Source organism: Paenibacillus sp. FSL R5-0486 (genome assembly GCF_037975155.1).
Taxonomy (GTDB): domain Bacteria; phylum Bacillota; class Bacilli; order Paenibacillales; family Paenibacillaceae; genus Paenibacillus; species Paenibacillus amylolyticus.
In genome coordinates, this window is record NZ_CP150237.1 from 1676569 (window position 1) to 1697590 (window position 21022).

The 21022-nt window shown below is 47.1% G+C and carries 22 protein-coding genes; 18 read left to right on the top strand and 4 right to left on the bottom strand.

Going from position 1 to position 21022, the window contains the following annotated elements:
• Positions 1-29 precede the first annotated feature (29 nt).
• Positions 30-1763 carry a DUF6382 domain-containing protein gene (locus MKY01_RS07405; RefSeq protein WP_339286041.1) on the top strand — a complete coding sequence of 578 codons (1734 nt, stop codon included), beginning with the start codon at positions 30-32 and terminating at the stop codon, positions 1761-1763.
• A gap of 12 nt (positions 1764-1775) precedes the next feature.
• On the opposite strand, the gene MKY01_RS07410 is transcribed toward MKY01_RS07405, so the two are convergent.
• A complete protein-coding gene (locus MKY01_RS07410; protein WP_339286043.1) occupies positions 1776-2687 on the bottom strand; it encodes a TIGR01777 family oxidoreductase in 912 nt (303 codons plus the stop codon).
• Between the two features lie 159 nt (positions 2688-2846).
• Positions 2847-3314 (bottom strand): DUF2621 domain-containing protein, encoded by a 468-nt coding sequence (locus MKY01_RS07415; protein ID WP_036610792.1) that lies wholly within the window; start codon positions 3312-3314, stop codon positions 2847-2849.
• A gap of 170 nt (positions 3315-3484) precedes the next feature.
• On the opposite strand from MKY01_RS07415, the gene MKY01_RS07420 reads away from it, so the two are divergent.
• Together MKY01_RS07420 and purU are read left to right on the top strand one after the other, a co-directional pair.
• Positions 3485-4591 carry a deoxyribonuclease IV gene (locus tag MKY01_RS07420; RefSeq protein WP_017689987.1) on the top strand — a complete coding sequence of 369 codons (1107 nt, stop codon included), beginning with the start codon at positions 3485-3487 and terminating at the stop codon, positions 4589-4591.
• A gap of 42 nt (positions 4592-4633) precedes the next feature.
• Entirely contained in the window at positions 4634-5527 is an 894-nt protein-coding gene (gene purU / locus MKY01_RS07425; RefSeq protein WP_017689986.1) for a formyltetrahydrofolate deformylase, read from the top strand.
• 74 nt (positions 5528-5601) lie between these two features.
• Here the strand turns inward: purU and MKY01_RS07430 are convergent, their stop codons facing one another.
• On the bottom strand, positions 5602-6081 hold the full coding sequence (locus MKY01_RS07430) for a hypothetical protein (protein ID WP_051447178.1): 480 nt from the start codon (positions 6079-6081) through the stop codon (positions 5602-5604).
• Between the two features lie 438 nt (positions 6082-6519).
• On the opposite strand from MKY01_RS07430, the gene tkt reads away from it, so the two are divergent.
• The 5 genes from tkt (at position 6520) to MKY01_RS07455 (ending at position 12260) form a co-directional block, all read left to right on the top strand.
• Positions 6520-8562, top strand: a complete 2043-nt coding sequence (gene tkt, locus MKY01_RS07435; protein ID WP_339286045.1) for a transketolase — start codon at positions 6520-6522, stop codon at positions 8560-8562.
• 371 nt (positions 8563-8933) lie between these two features.
• On the top strand, positions 8934-9251 hold the full coding sequence (locus MKY01_RS07440; protein WP_017689983.1) for a pyrimidine/purine nucleoside phosphorylase: 318 nt from the start codon (positions 8934-8936) through the stop codon (positions 9249-9251).
• Positions 9252-9487: 236 nt separating this feature from the next.
• Positions 9488-10843, top strand: coding sequence for a glucose-6-phosphate isomerase (locus tag MKY01_RS07445; protein ID WP_282319032.1), 1356 nt, complete (start codon positions 9488-9490; stop codon positions 10841-10843).
• A gap of 176 nt (positions 10844-11019) precedes the next feature.
• Positions 11020-11652 carry a YigZ family protein gene (locus MKY01_RS07450; RefSeq protein WP_036610785.1) on the top strand — a complete coding sequence of 211 codons (633 nt, stop codon included), beginning with the start codon at positions 11020-11022 and terminating at the stop codon, positions 11650-11652.
• A 5-nt stretch (positions 11653-11657) separates the two neighbouring features.
• The gene (locus MKY01_RS07455; protein WP_036610783.1) at positions 11658-12260 is read left to right on the top strand and encodes a TetR/AcrR family transcriptional regulator; all 603 of its coding nucleotides are present in this window, start codon (positions 11658-11660) and stop codon (positions 12258-12260) included.
• A gap of 190 nt (positions 12261-12450) precedes the next feature.
• Here MKY01_RS07455 and MKY01_RS07460 read toward each other — a convergent pair whose 3' ends face one another.
• A complete protein-coding gene (locus MKY01_RS07460) occupies positions 12451-12852 on the bottom strand; it encodes a secondary thiamine-phosphate synthase enzyme YjbQ (protein WP_036610775.1) in 402 nt (133 codons plus the stop codon).
• Positions 12853-13346: 494 nt separating this feature from the next.
• Between MKY01_RS07460 and cysT the strand changes: the two genes are divergently transcribed.
• From cysT to MKY01_RS07510, 10 genes are all read left to right on the top strand, one after another.
• Positions 13347-14162, top strand: coding sequence for a sulfate ABC transporter permease subunit CysT (gene cysT / locus MKY01_RS07465; protein ID WP_017689978.1), 816 nt, complete (start codon positions 13347-13349; stop codon positions 14160-14162).
• Complete coding sequence (locus tag MKY01_RS07470) at positions 14159-14956, top strand: sulfate ABC transporter permease subunit (RefSeq protein WP_036669105.1); 798 nt, start codon at positions 14159-14161, stop codon at positions 14954-14956. Before cysT ends, MKY01_RS07470 begins: the two co-directional genes overlap by 4 nt.
• A 1-nt stretch (position 14957) precedes the next feature.
• Positions 14958-16022: a sulfate ABC transporter ATP-binding protein gene (gene cysA, locus MKY01_RS07475; protein WP_036610770.1), complete on the top strand. Its 1065-nt coding sequence runs from the start codon at positions 14958-14960 to the stop codon at positions 16020-16022.
• Between the two features lie 25 nt (positions 16023-16047).
• The gene (locus tag MKY01_RS07480) at positions 16048-17112 is read left to right on the top strand and encodes a sulfate ABC transporter substrate-binding protein (protein ID WP_339286049.1); all 1065 of its coding nucleotides are present in this window, start codon (positions 16048-16050) and stop codon (positions 17110-17112) included.
• A 157-nt stretch (positions 17113-17269) separates the two neighbouring features.
• A complete protein-coding gene (locus tag MKY01_RS07485) occupies positions 17270-17716 on the top strand; it encodes a hypothetical protein (RefSeq protein ID WP_074094008.1) in 447 nt (148 codons plus the stop codon).
• Between the two features lie 139 nt (positions 17717-17855).
• Positions 17856-18005, top strand: a complete 150-nt coding sequence (locus MKY01_RS07490) for a hypothetical protein (protein WP_339286053.1) — start codon at positions 17856-17858, stop codon at positions 18003-18005.
• A gap of 17 nt (positions 18006-18022) precedes the next feature.
• Complete coding sequence (locus MKY01_RS07495) at positions 18023-18829, top strand: MBL fold metallo-hydrolase (RefSeq protein WP_339286054.1); 807 nt, start codon at positions 18023-18025, stop codon at positions 18827-18829.
• A gap of 118 nt (positions 18830-18947) precedes the next feature.
• Positions 18948-19820 (top strand): RNA polymerase sigma factor, encoded by an 873-nt coding sequence (locus MKY01_RS07500; RefSeq protein WP_339286055.1) that lies wholly within the window; start codon positions 18948-18950, stop codon positions 19818-19820.
• 18 nt (positions 19821-19838) lie between these two features.
• Positions 19839-20420: an ATP-dependent Clp endopeptidase proteolytic subunit ClpP gene (gene clpP / locus MKY01_RS07505; protein ID WP_036610761.1), complete on the top strand. Its 582-nt coding sequence runs from the start codon at positions 19839-19841 to the stop codon at positions 20418-20420.
• 227 nt (positions 20421-20647) lie between these two features.
• A complete protein-coding gene (locus MKY01_RS07510) occupies positions 20648-21022 on the top strand; it encodes a GntR family transcriptional regulator (RefSeq protein WP_339287116.1) in 375 nt (124 codons plus the stop codon).

Genomic DNA, 21022 nt, shown 5'->3' on the forward strand with positions numbered 1-21022 from the left:
GAGATTTTATTCGTAATGGTGGGGCTTTCATGGTTTTGGAGAAAGCAGACGGGTTACGGATGGAGGAATTGAGCCGTGTACAGATGGGGATGTTGTCCTCCAATCAGATTCCGCGACTTCTTCCTGTTCATATTCGGGAAGTCGATCGAAATGTAACTTTGCAGTACGACATATCAGGGTACAAGATGTTATCTCAGCTGTTAAAGTCAAGCAAAATCAAATTGCGTGTTCTATATGGCTTGTTGTTCCAACTAGCCGATGCCTTCACGGAATGCCGACAGTATATGTTGGAGCCTCGTAAATTATTGATCCAGGAAGAGTCTTTGTTCATTAACGGTTCATTCGAACAGGGTGAGCTTGGGATAGTATATGTTCCAATCATGGATACAGTTGAAGTTGATCCAACGCCTCAGCAATTCCGTGAGCTAGTGATCAGGCTGATGGCACATGTACAGGAACTGCAGGGAGAAGGCATTCAGCGTGTTCTGCAGTTATGTGACAACGAACGCTGGGATATCAGACAGTTGCGCGAGCTTCTGCTGGAGTTATACGCTGACGAGCAAGAGAATGGAGGAGGCGTAGCATTTCTCTCGTCCAGAACTTTGGACACACCCAATGATTCAAGAGGTGATCTTCATTCGTCGATTTCTGAGCGAGATAGCAGGCTAGCCACTGGTACTTCTCGGCCATATCAACTTGGTGCTCCCGTTCAAAATGCTCCTGTGGGGCCGCAACTAAATTTCCGTCAGCCGCAGAAAACAAGTGAATTCGAGGTTGAAGACATTCCGGTGAGATCTCGAACCTTTCCAGGCAGGCGCTCACCTGAGCAAGTTCCATTAGAGAGTTCAAACGGTATGGATAAGAAAGGAAGTAACTCGTATGATTCGCTAGAGCGTGTTGATATGGAAGTGGAGGAGAAGCCCGGATCTTCCAAAGTAACTTATATCATATTGGGCTGTATGGTTGCCATGGCATTGGTATGGAGATTTATTTACATGGAGCAACCGGGACAGACGCAGATGATCCTGTGTATGGTACTCAGCCTTGGCTTGCTTGGTGTAGCAGGATGGACGTGGAAGCGCAAGCGCAAGGGAAGCCCTCATAATGACGCAGAGAATAAGCGGTCTTTTCAATTCAATTTAGGTAAGAACAAAGGTAAGCAAATGGAAGATGAAGAGGAACAATTTCAGGAAAGTTGGCGCTGGAATACAGCTGATAGGAAAGAGGAACGCATAAACCAAACGGTTGCATCCGCCTCAGAAGGTGGTAGCGAGCATTCCCGTTTTCAAAATTTGCATATGGCATCTGAACACTCCGAACCACCGTTCGTTCAACGCCATGTGGAAACGGTAGCTTCAACTTCAGAGCTAATTCGACAGGATGCAGTTGCAGAGGCAACCGTGAATTTGCAGAATCTGAGTGGAAGTAATGTTACAGGGGCAGGCCCGGTGATGGCGTCTTATTATCTTGAACGAAGATCGGGAAGCAGTGACCAACATGAACGGATGGATGTGCAAGGAGCATCTTTTGTCATCGGAAGATCAGCAGACATGGTTCAGTGGGTGGACACAGCGACCGGGGTGTCCCGTGCTCATGTGGAATTGAGCCGGAACAAATCGGGCTATGTGATTAAGGATCTGGGTTCCGTCAATGGAACCATTCTTCAGGGCAATATTCTTGCTCCGTATAAGGAGTATCCATTGGCGGATGGAGACACATTTACACTTGCGGAATCTGTTTACACTTATCGGTCGGTTGGATAAGGCATAGTTCAATCAGTCAGATAAGCCGCGGTGTTTCAGATCTTCCAGTGCCTGGGTTAAGGTTGGGAAGGTGAACTGGAATCCGTGGTCGAGAGCTTTTTGCGGAATGACTCTCTGCCCCTGAAGCACGACAACGGATAGTTCTCCGACCAAAGTTTTAATCAGGAAGCTGGGTACGGGGAACCAGTGAGGGCGATGATACACTTTACCGACCGTACGACCGAATTCATCATTGGTAACAGGGTTCGGTGAGGAAGCATTGACCGGACCTGACACTTGTTTATTTTGAATGCTAAAATCAATGAGTCTTACGATATCCATAATGTGAATCCAGCTAGTCCATTGCTTGCCACTGCCGATCTTGCCACCAACACCTAGCATATAAGGAAGTTTCATCAATGGAAAAGCACCTCTTTTATGTCCAAGCACCAGACTCACCCGGATTTTAACGAGTCTTACATTTTTGATTGCATCTGCAGCAACTTCCCATTGTTCCGAGACCCGGGACGGGAAATTCATTGATTTTTGCGGACTGCTCTCGTCAAAGGTTTCGTTAGGAGAGGTTCCGTAGATGGCCATGGCAGAAGCCTGAACGACGACTTCCGGCTTTTGTTCCAGGGATTCCACCAATCGGGCTACCCGCGCTACGGTCGTGACTCTGGATTCAACAATTTCCAGCTTCGCCTTGGTTGTCCATCGTTGATTCAGCGTTTCTCCGGCAAGGTTAACGAGAGCGTCCGTACCTTCCAACAAGTAAGGTTGTTCTTCGACTTGTTCCCACGATATATATGTAAGATTTTTACTTGGATTATGCAAGTCAGGCAGTTTTCGTGTAATAACTTTCACATGGTGCCCGGCTTGCAACCAGTAATCTACAAGTGCTCCTCCTACAAATCCGGTACCTCCACAAATGGCAATTTTCATATCAAACATCCTCTCTGTAATTTCACTGCGCTGATACATACCGTTGGATCGACAAACAGCCCCGTACGGTAAGCAATGCCTGTTGGGAACAACTTACCTGACGGAGCATATCTGTATCTAATTAACCAAATCTATATGCGACTTAACTCATCTTTTATTTTATTTAATCAAATGTTGATAAGGGGAATAATCGATTTTGTTTTTCTCCAGAAATTTCACCAAAAACTTATTATCCCGCTTCGGTGTGGCAATAATGTATCCTTTGATGCAATGATCTCTCGATACTTCCGTGGCATTGTCTTCGACTGCAATCTTACCGATCTCTGCAGCAATGGAATGTTTGGCGATGTCACGAAATGGCCCGGGCACAGGCTCCACTAGTTGATCCAAAAAAGCTTTGGCTTCATCTGTCCATAAGTGACGGCTGGCTTCAACCCAATAATTCTGCCAATCCAGTTTGGACTTTCCGTCTGCTTTTGGTAGCACTTTCAAAAACTTGCGCATCATGAAAAATCCACCGATACACATGCTGCCTAGCAATAAAAAAGTCCAGAATGCGATCGTATTCATAAACCAATTGCTGGGGGAATAGCTGTTCAGTATTATCGCGTAGGAGTCGAAAATCATTGCGGAGTCACCTCGGTTCATTGATTTTCACGGAAAGACGGATTCCGCCTACCCATGTTCCACATATTAGCTGTAAAAAATAGCCTCTATCCCGAATTATAGCGCATTTCTAGATTTATTTCGATAATCGCGTTAGAATAAGGGATAATTCAGAATAAGGGGGATCAATAATGCTGAAAATCGGCTCCCACGTGTCCTTTTCGGACAAGGGATTATTGAGTGCAACGAAGGAAGCGTCCTCGTACGGTTCCAGTTCGTTTATGATATATACGGGTGCACCACAGAATACACGTCGCAAGCCAATTGAGTCCATGTATATTGAAGAAGGCAAGGTTGCCATGCAAGAGGGTGGAATGGAAGATATCGTTGTCCATGCACCGTACATTGTTAATCTTGGCTCATACAAAGATAATACGTTTAGACTGGCTGTAGATTTCCTTCAGGAAGAGATTCGTCGGACACATGCTATTGGTGTGAAGAACATCGTATTACACCCCGGCGCATTTACAGACAAAGATGCCCACTATGGGATCGGACGGATCGCAGAAGGATTGAATGAAGTGCTGGAGGGTGTGAAAGACACGGATGTGAACATCGCTCTGGAGACCATGGCTGGCAAAGGTACGGAGATGGGTCGCAGTTTCGAAGAGATCGCTCAGATTATCGAGAAAGTAACATATAACGAGCGCCTGACTGTGTGTATGGATACATGTCACATTCATGATGCCGGATATGATATCGTTAATGATTTTGACGGTGTACTGGAACAATTCGATCGTACGGTAGGACTTGACCGCATTGCCGTAATGCATATTAATGATAGTAAGAATGCTGTGGGTGCGCATAAGGACCGTCATACACCAATTGGCTCTGGCTGGATCGGGTTTGAAGCGATTAACCGCATCGTCAACCATGAGAAGCTTCAAGGACGTCCATTTATTCTAGAGACACCTTGGATTGGTAAAGAGGCCAAGACACAGCGTCCAATGTATGAGGTGGAGATTGCGCTGCTTCGTGGGGATGTTGCCGGTCGATTCGGCCAGGATTTCCTGACAGAAGTAGAACAGTTGCAACACTTTTTCAAAGGTAAAGAGATTGAGTCTCGTTCGTATATTCTGGATGTGTGGACGTTGCTCAAAAATGATGCCAAAGCCAAAAAGGCAGATCCGCGCGAACCGCTGGAACGCCTCTATGACATGGTGACTGAAGCTGCACTATTCCCGCATTTGAATGAAGAACAACTGAATCATCGCTTGATTGCATGGCTTGCGGGTTAATCCCGCAGGTCATGGCTTAATTGAAGGAGGAAGAATAACCCGATGGAGATCCACGCTAAACAAGTACGCCCTGATTCTAAAAACCGCGCCGATCGTGCGCGCATGCTTATTTCCTGTCCGGATGGTCCAGGAATTGTAGCTGCCGTATCTCATTTCCTGCACCAGCATGGTGCAAACATTGTTCAGTCGGACCAGTATACAATGGACCCTGCTGGCGGCATGTTCTTTATGCGGATTGAGTTTGATCTTCCGCAATTGTTGGTCAATTTGCCGAAACTGGAAGCTGATTTTGCAGAAGTAGCAAGCCGTTTCCAGATGGAATGGACGTTATCTGCGGTCAGCCGCAAGAAGAAACTGGCTATCTTTGTGTCCAAAGAAGATCACTGTCTGGTTGAATTGTTGTGGCAATGGCAGGCAGGCGACCTGGATGCAGATATTGCGCTTGTGGTCAGCAACCATCTGGACATGAAGGACTATGTAGAATCATTTGGCATTCCATATCATCATATCCCAGTTACAGCAGATACGAAAAAAGAAGCGGAACAGCGCCAACTGGACGTCATCGGCAACGATGTGGATGTGATCATTCTGGCTCGTTACATGCAGATTATCTCTCCGATGTTCATTGAGCATTACCGCAATCGAATCATTAATATTCACCATTCGTTCCTGCCAGCCTTCGTGGGTGGTAAACCGTATGCGCAGGCGTACAACCGCGGTGTCAAAATTATCGGTGCGACAGCGCACTATGTTACGGAAGAACTGGATGGCGGCCCGATTATTGAACAGGATGTGCAGCGTGTAAGCCACGGGGACGATGTAACCGAGCTGAAGCGTATTGGACGTACCATTGAGCGTGTTGTGCTCGCACGTGCCGTGAAATGGCATGTCGAAGACCGTGTTCTTGTTCACGAAAATAAAACCGTTGTATTTTAAGCTCACGCTTTAATACTGTGCAAGGTTGATTCGGAACCACGTAATAGACTAACAATAAAGCGACCCCAATTCGTTTACGAAATGGGAGTCGCTTTTTTTGTTGTGTTGATATACTTTCCGCACAAGCCAAGCATAATACCAAACAGCAGATGTCCTACAATCCAGTAGAGGATGGCGGACACATCGTACAGGTCTGGCACACGTGATGACAATTGAGAGAGTGGGATATAGAGCAAGGACGAGACTGCACCAAGTAAAATTCCTTTGATCATAGGGCGGCCTGAATGCCTTACCCACCACAGATAGAAGATACCGATGACAACGGACACGATGAGATGCAAAGCAAATTCAATGAATTCGGGTAAGGTTGGCGGAAGACCAGGCACAAAATCAATATTCAGCAGCAGAGTATATACTTGTTCACCTGTGATGGCCTGAATCATTTTGAGGAAAAATCCCAGGACAACTCCCGAGAGAATTCCCGTTAAAATACCGGATATCCAGGGTAATGAGTGTTTTGCCGATGTTGATGGGTGAGCAGCAGGATCTGGCATGATCGAGACCTCCTATGATTGACGCGTGTACATCTGAAAAAAGTAAACCACAGCCCGAAATTTTGTAATCCATATTAAGGAACATTATATGTGAATTGAGGATGAATATCTAAAAAATGCATGGTTTTCAGGTTAAAGGTTATACTTCATGCGATGGATTTGCGAGGCTCCTTAAGTCTGTTTTTGGAATTTAGTACCTTGTACAGTACGATTTTTGCTTGATAGGACAAGGATTATTCATCACAAACCACCAATTTTTCACGAACTTCTAAAAGAAGGTTATGGAAAAGCTTCACGCCAAGTGATACAATACAAAAGTGAATAAGTCAAAATGAAACACTCAAGCGGATTCACTTATTGTGAAATTCGGTTTGCTTGTATGATGAGAGGGATTCGCTTGCGCACCCGACTTATCTAAAGACATGAGGAGGACAAACCATGACTGACAAGAACGAAGCGATTCAAAAGGACGAGAACACTACAATCGACAACCTGTCGATTACTACCGTACGTACTTTGGCGATTGATGCAATTGAGAAGGCAAATTCCGGACACCCGGGTATGCCTATGGGCTCCGCTCCAATGGGGTACCAACTTTTTGCAAAAACGATGACTCATAACCCGGACCACCCAACTTGGGTTAACCGGGACCGTTTTGTCCTGTCTGCAGGACATGGCTCCATGTTGCTGTACAGCTTGCTGCACCTGAGCGGATATGATCTTCCAATGGAAGAACTGAAACAGTTCCGTCAATGGGGAAGCAAAACTCCGGGTCACCCGGAATTCGGACATACTGCAGGTGTTGATGCAACAACCGGCCCACTGGGTCAAGGTATTGCAATGGCTGTAGGTATGGCGATGGCTGAAGCTCAACTGGGCGCAACATACAATAAAGACAAATTCAACGTAGTTGACCACTACACTTACGCAATCTGTGGTGATGGCGACTTGATGGAAGGCGTATCTCATGAATCAGCTTCCCTGGCTGGACGTTTACACCTGGGCAAATTGATCATGTTGTTCGACTCCAATGACATCACGTTGGATGGTAAACTGGATCTGTCTTCTTCTGAAAGCATCGCGAAGCGTTTTGAAGCTTATGGCTGGCAAGTGCTGCGCGTTGAAGATGGTAACGATCTGCCTGCAATCGAAAAAGCAATTCAGGAAGGTCAAGCAGATACACTGCGTCCTACACTGATCGAAGTTAAAACGGTTATCGGTTATGGTAGCCCGAATAAACAAGGTAAAGGCGGCCACGGCGGTACTCACGGATCTCCACTGGGTGCAGACGAAGCCAAATTGACTAAAGAGTATTACAAATGGGTTTACGAAGAAAACTTCCACGTACCAGCTGAAGTTCGCGATCACTTTGCACAAGTGAAAGATCGTGGTATCTCTGCTAACAAAGCTTGGGATGAGAAATTTGCCGAGTATAAAAAAGCATTCCCTGAGCTGGCAGCTCAATTCGAAACAGCGATTAACGGCGACCTTCCAGAAGGTTGGGACCGTGATCTTCCTAAATATGCAGCAACAGACAAAGCTCTTTCCACTCGTGTAGCATCCGGTAACGCTCTGAACGGTCTGGCGCACAACGTGCCACAACTGACAGGTGGATCTGCTGACTTGGAAAGCTCCACAATGACTCACTTGAACAACCTGGAGAACTTCACACCTGAAGATTACTCCGGCCGTAACATCTACTTCGGTATCCGTGAATTCGGTATGGCTGGAGCAATGAACGGTATGGCACTGCACAGCGGTGTGAAAGTATTCGGAGGTACGTTCTTCGTATTTACCGATTACCTGCGTCCAGCTGTTCGTCTGGCTGCCCTGATGGGATTGCCTGTAACGTATGTTCTGACTCACGACAGTATCGCTGTTGGTGAAGACGGTCCTACGCACGAACCGATCGAGCAATTGGCATCCCTGCGTATCATTCCTAACCTGACGGTTATTCGTCCTGCTGATGGTAATGAAACTTCGGCTGCTTGGGCTTACGCGCTTGAGAACAAGAGCAACCCGGTTGCACTCGTACTCACTCGTCAAAACCTGCCGATCCTGGAAGGTACGGTTGAAGGTTCACGTGAGAACGTGAAACGTGGTGCTTATGTTGTCTCTGATGCAAAAGATGGCAAAGCGGTAGCACAAATTATCGCTACAGGTTCTGAAGTGCAATTGGCTGTTAAAGCTCAAGCAGCACTTGCAGAACAAGGCATCCAAGTTCGCGTAATCAGCATGCCAAGCTGGGATCTGTTCGAGAAACAAGACAAAGCTTACAAAGAGTCCGTTCTTCTTCCGGATGTTAAAGCTCGTCTTGCGATTGAAATGGCTTATCCAATGGGCTGGGAGAAATATGTTGGCGATCAAGGTGACATTCTCGGAATCAGCACATTTGGTGCTTCCGCGCCTGGCGACCGTGTTATCCAAGAATATGGCTTTACAGTGGAAAACGTGGTTAGCCGCGTAAAAGCATTGCTGTAATAGAGGTTGTTCAAAAAGTCTGCTTTTGATTACGAAGGATGCCTCACGGCATCATCAGCGTCGAAGATGGGATTCAGCCGAATAAGAATATGCTTACGGAGTATGTTTCCTTCGGAAACATTGTAGTTGCTCACGTAGTTTTCTCCTACGCTCCGCTACTCCATTTCTAGCTTCATCCCATCTTCTCGGTACTGAAAACCTGACTTTTTGAACACGCATTTATAGCTTCATAAGCGCTGTTATGGTTGGGAGAGCATCATGCTGTCCTGATCCATGGCAGTAAGTTATTTCCGCAGAGATGGGCGGTGACTCATGATCGCCCTGATCTGTTTTGCCTTTTGTTTTCATTAACTTCAGGGGAGCGGGTACGCATGTCACAATTCGATCAAGTCAGTGTAGTGAAAGAGGCCAACATTTATTATGATGGTCAGGTAACCAGCAGAACGGTTATTTTGGGGGATGGCAGCAAAGTGACTCTGGGCATCATGCTTCCAGGCAGTTATGAGTTCGGTACGGATTCCCGTGAAATTATGGAGATTCTGTCCGGAGATCTGAAAGTATTGCTTCCCGGAGAAGAAGAGTGGCAAGAGATTCAAGGTCAAGCTACGTTCCACGTGCCTGCCGAATCCAAATTCAAACTGGAGATACGCAGCGTTACTGACTACGTCTGCTCGTACCCGGCGGAATAACATAAGAAGGGTAAGCAGAACCGCAACCCGCGGATTCGGTTTACCCTTTTTGCTTCTTGAATTCTAACGACAAAGTTCGAGCTGCAAGCTTGTCAGCCCCGTGGATTTGAAGTATCCTTAAGGCAAGTTGTTTAGAATGGAATACGGACATAATATAAGAGGTTGTTCAAAAAGTCCGCTTTTGATTACAAAGTTTGAACACGCACTATAATCGAAATCAGGAGGTTTTTGAGATCATGGCAAAAAAAGTGACATTTGACTATAGCACGGCATTGCAATTTGTAAATCAGCACGAAGTGGATTATTTCGCAGAACCGATTCGTCTGGCTCATGAGCAGCTTCACAACGGAACAGGAACAGGCTCCGATTATCTGGGCTGGATTGACCTGCCAACGTCTTATGACAAAGAAGAGTTCGCTCGCATTCAAAAAGCGGCTGCCAAAATCCAAAGCGACTCCGAAGTACTGATTGTTATCGGTATCGGTGGATCATACCTGGGTGCACGTGCAGCGATTGAAATGCTGACTCACTCTTTCTATAACAATCTGCCAAAAGACAAACGCAAAACGCCTGAAATCTACTTTGCAGGAAACAATATCAGTTCCACATATGTAACTCATTTGCTGGATCTGGTTGAAGGCAAAGATTTCTCCGTCAACGTTATCTCCAAATCCGGTACAACAACAGAGCCGGCAATTGCTTTCCGTATCTTCCGTGCAGCACTGGAAGAGAAATATGGTAAAGAAGAAGCTCGGAAACGCATCTATGCTACAACAGACAAAGCACGTGGTGCATTGAAAGAACTGGCAAATGCAGAAGGATACGAATCTTTCATTATCCCGGATGATGTAGGTGGACGTTACTCCGTTCTGACAGCTGTAGGTTTGCTGCCAATCGCAGCAGCGGGTATCAGCATCGAAGAAATGATGCAAGGTGCGGCTGACGCATCCAAAGAATACAGCAACCCGAACGTAGCTGAGAATGAAGCATATCAATATGCTGCTGTTCGTAACGCATTGTATCGCAAAGGCAAGGGCACTGAGATCCTTGTAAACTATGAGCCATCCCTGCACTTCGTATCCGAGTGGTGGAAACAACTGTTTGGAGAGAGTGAAGGTAAAGATTACAAAGGGATCTATCCTGCATCCGTTGATTTCTCTACAGACTTGCACTCCATGGGTCAATTCATCCAGGAAGGTAGCCGGAATATCTTCGAAACTGTTATCCAGGTTACTGAAGTTGCTGAGCATATCTCAATCAAATCCGATCCGGACGATCTGGATGGTTTGAACTTCCTTGAAGGAAAAACTATGGACTTTGTTAACAAAAAAGCGTTCCAAGGAACACTGCTTGCACATACAGATGGTCAAGTACCAAACCTGATTGTGAACATTCCAGATATGACTCCATATTCTTTCGGATATCTGGTATACTTCTTTGAAAAAGCATGCGGTATCAGTGGCTACTTGCTGGGCGTCAATCCATTTGACCAACCAGGCGTGGAAGCTTACAAGAAAAATATGTTCGCATTGCTGGGCAAACCAGGCTTTGAAGAAGAGAAAGCAGCGCTCGAAGCGAGACTTTCCGAATAATTCATCGGTCTGCTCATATAGTTGAATAAGGTAATGTAAATCTAACCGGGAATCACTGTTCGTGTAAGAGGCAGGGTTCCCGGATGTAGATAACCAGGGCAGTTCGTCCGCGTTCGCGCGGTGAACTGCTTTCTTGTAAAATGGACTCAGGAAAAGATCAGAAAGTTGGATTTAGGATGATTGAACGTTATCGCACGGTTCGAGGACCGGGCAATCTGGAAATTGTAATCAAGAAGTCGCGATTTATCGGTCATATTATGCCGGTCACGACAGAGGAAGAGGCTGTTGCCTTCATCGATGAGATCAAGAAAAAACATTGGAATGCAACTCATAACTGCTCTGCATACATGATTGGGGAGCGGGACGAGATCCAGAAGCAATCCGATGATGGTGAACCCAGCGGAACAGCAGGGAAACCCATTCTTGAAGTGATCAAAAATCAGAAATTAAAAAATGTGGCAATTGTGGTCACGCGATACTTCGGGGGAATTATGCTTGGAGCTGGCGGGTTAATTCGTGCTTATACGGATGGAGCTGTAGCAGCCATTGAAGCCGGAGAAGCCATTACCAACGTGCTGCATCGTGAAGTGTTTGTTGAACTGGATTATACGTGGCTGGGTAAAGTGGAAAATGAGTTAAGAAGCCGGGAAGTCCGTACAGGTGAAACTGGATTCACCGATAAGGTTACGTTGACTTGTCTTCCGCCGGATAGTGAAACCGAGGCTTTTGTAGCCTGGATCACGGATTTGACGCAAGGGCAATCCCGGATCACGGAGGGACAGCGGCTTTATTTTATTGAAGGGGAATAAAATATATGGCTAGAAGAGCAGTCGAACAGGAGTTGTCGAGGGAGCGGATACTGGAGGCGGCGAGGCACCTTTTTATTACCAAAGGATACCGCGCCATTTCGATGCGAAGCATCGGCCAGCATCTGGGCTATAGTCATGGGTCGCTGTATTATCACTTTAAGGAAAAGGCAGAGCTGTTCTATGCCATCGTGGTTGAAGATTTTAATCATCTGGGGCATTTGCTGCTGCAAGCCATGGTCAGGCCGGTTCGTGATGATGTGAGCAAGGTAGAGCACATTATGATGGAGTTTATTCGCTTTGGTCTGGAGAATCCATACCAATACGAAATTATGTTTATGATCAGGGACGAAGAACTGTTGTCTTATTGTCGTACCGAACAGGGGCGTTGCTTCGAATTGTTTGCATCGATTATAAGGCAGTATATGAATGAAGCGAACTGTACGGAAGAGGATATTCAAAGGGTACCGCGTACGCTATTTTTGGCTATGCACGGATTCATTTCTTATTACATTCAGGACCGTTTAACGTTTGTGGAGATTGAATCGTCTGCGCTGTCTCATGTCAAAGTGCTGTGCCGCAATCTGGGTCAGCAGTCTGGCGACCAATAATGGCGCTGTTGTTGCACCCCTACACTTCAGGGCGGTGATTTGTCATAACTTTAATTCTTTATAACGTTGTCTCGCGAAAGTTAATATGCGCAGTAGACCAAGTCAGGCGGCTCCGACCCGGAATGAGGGTGGACCGCCTGTTTGTGTTTGCAAAAAATGAACGAGTTGGTGGCAGGTCTATTGGACCCAACTAACCTTCCATGATTTTGAGAAAGTACTCCCGCTCACGTGGTCCATCGAATTCGCAAAAGTAAATGCCTTGCCAGCGGCCGAGCAGCAGCCTGCCTTCGTGAATAATCACCGTCTGTGATGGTCCTGTTGTGATCGATTTGAGGTGAGAGGCTGTATTGCCTTCGGCGTGTCGATACTCGGGGTGCTCCCAAGGGTACACTTCGTCCAGGCGCAACAAGATATCGTGTTTCACATCCGGGTCTGCATTTTCGTTGATGGCTATCCCCGCCGTCGTATGTGGACAGTAGATGAGGACCGTCCCATTCTGCACCCCGCTACTCTGGACAACCTGCTTTACGTCCCATGTGATATCCTTCATTTCATCTCGTGTCGAAGTGGATATATTCTTCTTGTGTAACATGTTAGATCACTCCTTATCATCTCTGTTCTTACCCTCGATTGTACCTTAACCACTACATACCAAACAAACCACATATGAAGACGGATATGTGAATCGCACAATAACGGAGAGGTCAGAAATAACCTGAAGAAGCGGAAGCTAAAAGCTTTCTGTAGGATAGCTGCTTCGGAAGCATAAGCTTCGCCTTTATCACCGGATTTCCCCTTAAAAAAGGGGATCAAAGAAATCTGGGGATAACAGTGATCGGAAGGTTGTTCTGGCCGCGCAGTGTACAGTGCGATTTTTATTAATTGATCTCATATGTGACCCAATTATATTCAATAAAAGCATTGACGATTAGCACTGCAAACTGGTAAAGTATCAGAAAAGCAAAACCAAGTAGACTAATGGGAATAATATTAAAGTAATATCATCCAACTTAGGAAAAATGTCGTATTAAATCCAGGAAGACTGCCGACCGGAGCTAAAGCCGGAGGCTGGGAGGGAACGCAGCAATGAATACCGTTCTTCGTCATAAGGGATGGACTTGGGGATTCCGCAGTACCGTATTGTTATATTTTATCGTACTTATTGTACTTCCAATCATCGGTGTGTACGTCAATTCCTTCTCTGAAGGATGGAGCAACTTTGTTCAGAGCATTATGGACCCCATCGCGTGGAAAGCCGTACTGCTGACCATTCGGCTGGCCGTCATTGCCACGCTGATTAATGTGGTTTTGGGCACGATGATCGCCTGGGTGCTGACAAGATATCGCTTTGTGGGCCGATCGTTTCTCAACAGTCTGGTTGATCTCCCGTTTGCACTGCCAACAGCGGTGGGCGGCTTGATGATTATGCTGCTTTTGGGTCCGGTCAGTGCCATCGGGAAACTGGCAGAATCCATGGGATTTGAGATTGTATTTCACCAGCCCGCCATTGTTATCGCGATGACCTTTGTCACGTTTCCGTTTGTTATCCGTGCAGTGCAGCCTTTGCTGGAAGAAATCGATCCTTCCGAGGAAGAGGCCTCGTACACGATGGGGGCATCCAAGGCTCGCACGTTCATGCAGGTTATTTTGCCTTCCATGGCACCTGGCATGATCAGTGGGGGGATGTTGGCTTTCTCTAGAGGACTGGCTGAATTCGGGGCTGTTGTGCTGGTGGCTGGTAACATTCCGGGCAGAACACTGACTGCTTCCGTATTTATCTACGGGGAGATTGAAAGTGATAATCCAACGGGAGCCGCTGCGGTATCCGTGTTGCTCCTGACGCTCTCCTTCCTGATCCTCTGGCTGATCAATCTGGTGCAGATGCGGGGGAGAAGACGATGAGACGACTGCTAATCGGACTGACGTTTGTGGTATTTATTGTACTGCTGATCATCCCGCTTGGACGCATTTTTATTGGCGCATTTGAAGACGGGGCAGGTGGATTCCTGAAAGGGTTAATGCGTCCTGAGGCGTTACATGCCTTGATGATGACCGGACTGGTGGTTCTGGTGGTCACCCTGTTAAATACATTGTTTGGCATCATGATGGCTCTTTATCTGGTTCGTGCCGGATGGCTGAGTGAACGGATAAAAGGGCTGCTAAACAGCATTGTAGACCTGCCTTATGCCGTATCTCCTGTCATTGGCGGTTTGATGATTGTGTTGATGTTGGGACCTAACAGCATTATGGGTGCTTTTTTTGAAGGGATTGGATTCAATGTGGTCTATGCCTTCCCGGGTATGGTGATCGCAACGTTATTTGTTACCTTTCCACTGATGGTCAGAGAGGTTATGCCTGTACTGCAGGAACTCGGTTCACAGCAAGAGGAGGCCGCATCCACACTTGGCGCCTACGGCTGGAGGACGTTCTGGAGTGTGACCTGGCCTTCGATCCGCTGGGCGGTAGTGTATGGTCTAGTCTTGACGGTTGCGCGCTCGCTTGGGGAGTTCGGTGCAGTGCTGGTTGTATCCGGGAATATTATGAACAAAACGCAGACCGCAACAACCTTGGTGTATCAGGATGTTGAGAATTTTAATGTGGCTGCCGCAAATGGTGTGGCATTGGTGCTGGTTACCTTCTCCGTCGGGCTGCTGCTCATGATGGAATGGGCCAAGAAGCGAAAGGAAGTGCATTGATATGCATGTAGAAGTCCGTGATTTGAACAAACATTTCGGTGATTTTCATGCGGTAAAAGATGTCTCATTCGATATTGCCAAAGGCCATCTGATCGGTCTGCTTGGACCCAGCGGAGGTGGGAAAACATCCATTCTGCGGATGCTGGCGGGTCTGGAGAATCCGGGTTCCGGAGAGATTCGCTTTCACGGAAAAGTCGTGAACCATCTGCCTCCACAGGAGCGTGGGATCGGATTTGTATTCCAGAACTATGCCTTGTTCAAACATATGACGGTATTTGAGAATATCGCCTTTGGACTCAAGGTTAAGAAGACGCCAAAAGCCCAGATCCGTGATCGGGTTATGGAACTCGTTGAATTGACCGGGTTAAAAGGTTTCGAGCAGCGCTATCCACATCAGTTATCTGGTGGGCAGCGTCAACGTGTTGCTTTTGCCAGAGCACTCGCCCCGGAGCCACAGCTGTTATTGCTGGACGAACCGTTCGCGGCCATTGATGCCAAGATCCGTCAGGAACTGCGTTCATGGTTGCGTGAGTTGATTGAGCGAGTGGGAATCACTTCGATTTTTGTAACGCATGATCAGGATGAAGCGATTGAAGTGGCGGACGAGATTATGATTATCAGTCAGGGTCGTCTGGAACAGAAGGGCACACCTTGGGATATCTACAAAAACCCTCAGACACCGTTTGTGGCTACATTTATCGGGGAGTCTACGGTTGTTGAGGATGCTTCACAGCTGAAAGGATTCGAACATGCGGTTGAGGGTGAACATACCAAAGCGTTGATTCGACCGGAGTATATTGAGATCGGCTTGAAGAACGAGTTCACCATGTTGTCTGCAACGGAAAAAGGTACAGTCAAACATCTTCATTTCCGCGGTAGTGAATGGATGGTAGAGGTGGACGTACAGGGTCATAAGTTAATCACCTATCGTTCCCTGGAGAAAACGACATTGGAGATCGGTCAACAAATTCGAGTCCTTGTACACCGTGCATACCTGTTCAATGACTCCAACAGTTGGGTGGTTGAGAACCGACTGAAGGAAGATCCGATGCCGGTGATGATTTAGATCAAGTGGAAGAAAGGGGCTGCCCATGCAGACGAGGAAGAAGAAAGCCATACTCTTATATGTTGCCCTCATGCTTCTGCTCGTCTGCATGACCGCTGGGTGCAGCAAGCAGGAGGGGGCAAGCGAACAGAACGAGCCTGCTGGTAACGATTCATCCAATACGCTGGTGATTGGTGCTTATAGTGTAGCCAAAGATGCTGTAGGCGAATTGCTGCCCAAGTTCCAGGAGGAGTGGAAGGCAAAGACCGGACAGACGATTAACTTCCAGGAGTCCTACGAAGCTTCGGGTACACAGGCAAGAGCCATCGTTGGTGGATTCGAGGCTGATGTAGCCCTGCTCGCGATGGAGAGTGATATCGAGAAGCTGGTCAAAGCCGATCTGGTTAGTTCTGATTGGAAACAGACCCCTAATGAGGGCATGATCACCCGTTCGATTGTTGTTTTGGGAACAAGAGCAGGCAACCCGCTGGGGATTCGTGATTTTCAGGATTTAACGAAGCCGGGAGTGAAGGTACTGTACCCCAATCCAAAGACATCCGGAGGCGCACAATGGGACATTAATGCCATTTATGGTGCCGGATTGAAACTGTCGGAGGAGCAAGAGGGGAAGAAAGATCCTGCCGCAGCCAAGGCTTTTCTCGAACAGGTACATCGTAACGTTGAATCATTGGACAAGAGTGGGCGTTCTTCGATGGCGGCATTCGAATATGGTGTGGGTGATGTCATCGTCACGTATGAAAATGAATTGCTTGCCCGGATCGCCAAAGGTGTAGATTATGACATCGTCATTCCAAAAAATACGATCCTGATTGAGAACCCGGCAGTTGTGGTGAATAAATATGCCGATAAACATGGAAATCGCGAACTGGCAGAAGCCTTTGTCGCATATCTGCGTACACCAGAAGCGCAGCGTATTTTTGCCAAGCATGGTTTTCGTTCAGTAGATCCGGATGTATTTGCACAGACGGAGTCGACATTTCCAACGCCAGAAGGATTATTTGATATCAACTATCTGGGTGGATGGGACGAGGTACGCAGTACGTTGTACTCCAAACGCGGCGTGTGGTATCAGGTGCTCGCTGGATTATGAGTATTGCTGATGTAATCGAATAGGTAATCGAGCATGTAGATACTAAACCTTCATTTCAATGGAAGTAGAGATGGAGGTTTTTTACTGCCAAAAGGTTATAATAGAGGTATACTGAATCATGATTGTTACATAGTACTAGCAGGAAGGTGTGAGTTGGATGAGTGCAGAGATCAAATTATCCCAAAGTACAGCAATTCGACTGGAGCAGGCCCGCGGTAAGGGGATGCCTGAGGAAGAAATTTTAAAAGCTATTCAAGCGAAAGACGTTTCCGCTTTTGACGCCGTGTCTGAAGAGGAATACCGATATACCGAATTTTTCTCGTATGCGGATGAACATGGTGAAAATCTGGAGGCAGCAGTAAAAGATGGCTACCGGATTACCTTTAACACGCGTGGTGGACTCGGAATCTGGTTGGAGAAAGCCTTCAAGGTACAGCCCGAGAAAGACTTCACAGTGGGTGAAGGAATCATCACCGGATTACAGTTGAAACCGGAGCAGGCAGAGGTACTGGCGAAGCGGCTTGCATCGAACTGGGTCATTACGGATTCGAAGGATGTACCTGCGGGTCAGGAACTGACGTTGAAGCTGCGGGCACTGGTATAGTTCCAGCGCGGAGTGGATGTGACTCGAATTAATCGGTCGTGGCCTGTTTAAAAGGTAAGGCCTGATCTTCATGCGGATGACCCGCTTATAAGGTTGCATCACATGCTGACGAAGCGTACGCTCCCGAATGGAGCGAAGCATGGAGCATGGAGATGAAGGTCTGACGGTGAACGGTCAGACGGTGAACGGTCAGACCACAGACTGTCCCGAATTGCAGTGGAGAACTGCAGCGGGATGGTCTTTTTTTTGCAAAAACGGAGGTGGACGATTACAATCTACATATCATTAATTCAGGGGGAATGCGGATTGAATCAGCTAACATTTCTGGGCACTGGCGATGCGATGGGCGTTCCACGTGTGTATTGTGATTGCGAAGTATGTACAGAGGCAAGGCTTACGGGGGAGAATAAACGGAAACGCTCTTCTGTTCTGATTGACGGTGGTGGGGATGGTGCGGGTGAACAGTTCATGATTGACTGCGGACCAGACTGGAGATCACAGATGGAGGATCAGGGATTGCGCATGGTGCATACGCTGCTCATCACTCATGCCCATTTTGACCATATTGGAGGATTGCCGGAATGGGCGGATGCATGCCGGTGGTTGGGTGTGAAGGGGCGTTTGTATGCACCACGCGAAGTGATTGCCACCATTCAGGGACAGTTTCCTTGGTTGGGTCGTCATATGGACTTTCTGGAAACGGATGATGATATTGAACTAGGCGACTGGAAGGTACATTCCTGGAAAGTATGCCATGGACATAACGGGTATTCGTACGCCTATCGATTGGATCAGGGTGGGTATAGCTGGGCGTATTGTTCAGACGCTATTGACCTGAAGGATGCCGAGAAAGAGCCGTTGCACGGACTGGATCTGCTGGTGCTTGGAACAAGCTTTGTGCATGAACTTGCGGAATTCTCAACACGTTCCGTGTACGATATGCGTGAGGCGCAGGAGCTGCTGTGGGAACTGAATCCAGTTCATACATATTTTACACATATGTCTCATGACGTCGATGTACGGCAGAATTATAATCTGGATCAAGGTATTACGATTGCCCTTACCGGGATGAAGGTGCCGCTTGGAACATTAAAGCTGGAAACGAATGCGTAACTCAACTTAACTAGCGTAACAAAAATAAATTCAGAAGAGCGTATCCTTTACAAGGGGTTCTTCGTTTACATAGTGTAAGTCAAAATCAATCAGGAACCAGCAAAGGGGGGCCCCCAAGATGGCCTTTGTGAAGTCCGTGGATTGCAGAATCAACAGACCACATGATGATGGTAAACAAGATAAATTCGATATTGAATTAAATGGAAACGACAGAAAAAATCAATTGAACCCAAGCATCCATACCGTACTACCCGATCTGATGGGTTCGTTGTATGCGTATTGTCTATCTCTGACGAAATCAGTTCCAGACACGGAGGATCTGGTTCAAGAGACCTGTCTCAAAGTGTTGTCGTCGAGAGTGGTTGGAACTTCCGGGATGAATAAAGATATAAACTGGGAAGCTTATCTGATTCGTATTGCACGCAACAGCTGGATTGATATCTTACGTCAGCGAGAGAGATTGGCTTATAAACTGGATAGCTTGAAGCCGCTCCTACACGAAATGGAGGAGGAAAGGCGATTCGAGGAATTGGAGTCTGCCGTACAACTTCTTGTAAATACGCTACCACCGTGGCAGCGAGTGATATATGTATTAAGTGAATTAATGGGTTATAGGGCGGCAGAGACTGCGGAAATGCTGGATACGACAGAAGGTGCTGTGAAAGCAGCGTTAAGTCGTGCACGCTCTGCCATAGCTGAAGTGAGGCACAGGTTGGAACAATCGGACACAGAATTTCAGTATGAGGAAGGCGCAGTCGAGGACAATCGGGAGGAACTGCGCAGCTATCTGCTGGCATTTCGTAATGGAGATACAGCCCGAATCATTGATCTGTGCCTGAATCGGACTGATGATCCGATGGCTGTGGCGGGGACGATTTTGCAGCAGACTTTGCCGTCTCCATCCACGCAGCCAATGATGTACGGGTACTCCACTTCTGGCATGAACTCGATGTCGTATGGAGGCGGATACACGGTCAACATGGTTGCCTAAACCGAGGAGGCGACACACATGAATGTAGTGCCCTATGTAGTGGAACAGACAGCTCGCGGAGAGCGGAGTTATGATATTTATTCACGTTTGCTCAAAGATCGGATCATTATGGTGTCTGGAGAAATTGAGGATCAGATGGCAAATGCCATCGTGGCCCAGTTATTGTTTTTGACTGCAGAGGACCCGGAAAAGGACATCCAGATGTACATCAACAGCCCTGGTGGGTCGGTGACTGCGGGATTTTCGATCTATGACACGATGCAATTTGTGAAGCCGGATATCTCCACAATCTGTACAGGGATGGCGGCAAGCTTTGGCACGATATTGCTGGTAGGTGGAACAAAAGGTAAACGTATGGCGCTGCCCAACAGTGAGATCATGATCCATCAGCCACATGGCGGTACGCGAGGGCAGGCGTCGGATATGCTGATTCATGCTAACCGCATCATTCAGCATCGTCAACGTCTTAACAAGCTGTTAGCCGACCATACAGGACAGTCAATTGAGCGGATTGAGAAGGACTCGGATCGAGACTATTTCCTGACGGCTGCGGAAGCAGTCGAATATGGATTGGTGGATAAGGTCATATCCAGCACATAACATTAGCCTGGGAGGTCATATGACCTTTCGGGCTTGATTAATCAAGAGGACGAACAGGAAACTGACGTCCTCTTTTTGTCGTCCAGATTAGCTAGCCCGTGTCTATGGATCGAATCAGAATGAGAATAATGTGAAATAAAGATTGACCATCGGTAGGTATAGTGTATATATTATATATACACACTATACCTACTGGAAACTACGTAACATCAATGAGGTGAGGAAAGATTAACATTTTAATATCGAATGCTTCGAGCGATCCGATCTACATGCAGATTCTAACTCAGATCAGACAGAGCATCTTGAGCGGAGAATTCGTTGCTGGAGATAGTCTTCCCTCCATTCGGCAGCTCGCCAAGGATCTGCAAGTCAGTGTTATTACAACTAAACGTGTCTATGAAGAGCTGGAGAAGGAGAAACTGATCGATTCAGTTGTAGGCAAAGGGAGCTTTGTATCCGGAGCCAATCAGGACTTTATTCGAGAGCGGCGGATGAAACAATTGGAAGAGAAGATGCTCGAAGTGATTCGTGAGAGCAGAGAACTGGGCATGAGTTCACAGGATGTAATCCATCATCTTACATTGTTGGTTGAGGAGGAATAA

Coding starts and splice junctions, on each gene's coding strand:
- MKY01_RS07405 (WP_339286041.1), top strand. CDS start 30: ATGGTTTTGGAGAAAGCAGACGGGTTACGGATGGAGGAATTGAGCCGT.
- MKY01_RS07410 (WP_339286043.1), bottom strand. CDS start 2,687: ATGAAAATTGCCATTTGTGGAGGTACCGGATTTGTAGGAGGAGCACTT.
- MKY01_RS07415 (WP_036610792.1), bottom strand. CDS start 3,314: ATGATTTTCGACTCCTACGCGATAATACTGAACAGCTATTCCCCCAGC.
- MKY01_RS07420 (WP_017689987.1), top strand. CDS start 3,485: ATGCTGAAAATCGGCTCCCACGTGTCCTTTTCGGACAAGGGATTATTG.
- purU (WP_017689986.1), top strand. CDS start 4,634: ATGGAGATCCACGCTAAACAAGTACGCCCTGATTCTAAAAACCGCGCC.
- MKY01_RS07430 (WP_051447178.1), bottom strand. CDS start 6,081: ATGCCAGATCCTGCTGCTCACCCATCAACATCGGCAAAACACTCATTA.
- tkt (WP_339286045.1), top strand. CDS start 6,520: ATGACTGACAAGAACGAAGCGATTCAAAAGGACGAGAACACTACAATC.
- MKY01_RS07440 (WP_017689983.1), top strand. CDS start 8,934: ATGTCACAATTCGATCAAGTCAGTGTAGTGAAAGAGGCCAACATTTAT.
- MKY01_RS07445 (WP_282319032.1), top strand. CDS start 9,488: ATGGCAAAAAAAGTGACATTTGACTATAGCACGGCATTGCAATTTGTA.
- MKY01_RS07450 (WP_036610785.1), top strand. CDS start 11,020: ATGATTGAACGTTATCGCACGGTTCGAGGACCGGGCAATCTGGAAATT.
- MKY01_RS07455 (WP_036610783.1), top strand. CDS start 11,658: ATGGCTAGAAGAGCAGTCGAACAGGAGTTGTCGAGGGAGCGGATACTG.
- MKY01_RS07460 (WP_036610775.1), bottom strand. CDS start 12,852: ATGTTACACAAGAAGAATATATCCACTTCGACACGAGATGAAATGAAG.
- cysT (WP_017689978.1), top strand. CDS start 13,347: ATGAATACCGTTCTTCGTCATAAGGGATGGACTTGGGGATTCCGCAGT.
- MKY01_RS07470 (WP_036669105.1), top strand. CDS start 14,159: ATGAGACGACTGCTAATCGGACTGACGTTTGTGGTATTTATTGTACTG.
- cysA (WP_036610770.1), top strand. CDS start 14,958: ATGCATGTAGAAGTCCGTGATTTGAACAAACATTTCGGTGATTTTCAT.
- MKY01_RS07480 (WP_339286049.1), top strand. CDS start 16,048: ATGCAGACGAGGAAGAAGAAAGCCATACTCTTATATGTTGCCCTCATG.
- MKY01_RS07485 (WP_074094008.1), top strand. CDS start 17,270: ATGAGTGCAGAGATCAAATTATCCCAAAGTACAGCAATTCGACTGGAG.
- MKY01_RS07490 (WP_339286053.1), top strand. CDS start 17,856: ATGGAGCATGGAGATGAAGGTCTGACGGTGAACGGTCAGACGGTGAAC.
- MKY01_RS07500 (WP_339286055.1), top strand. CDS start 18,948: ATGGCCTTTGTGAAGTCCGTGGATTGCAGAATCAACAGACCACATGAT.
- clpP (WP_036610761.1), top strand. CDS start 19,839: ATGAATGTAGTGCCCTATGTAGTGGAACAGACAGCTCGCGGAGAGCGG.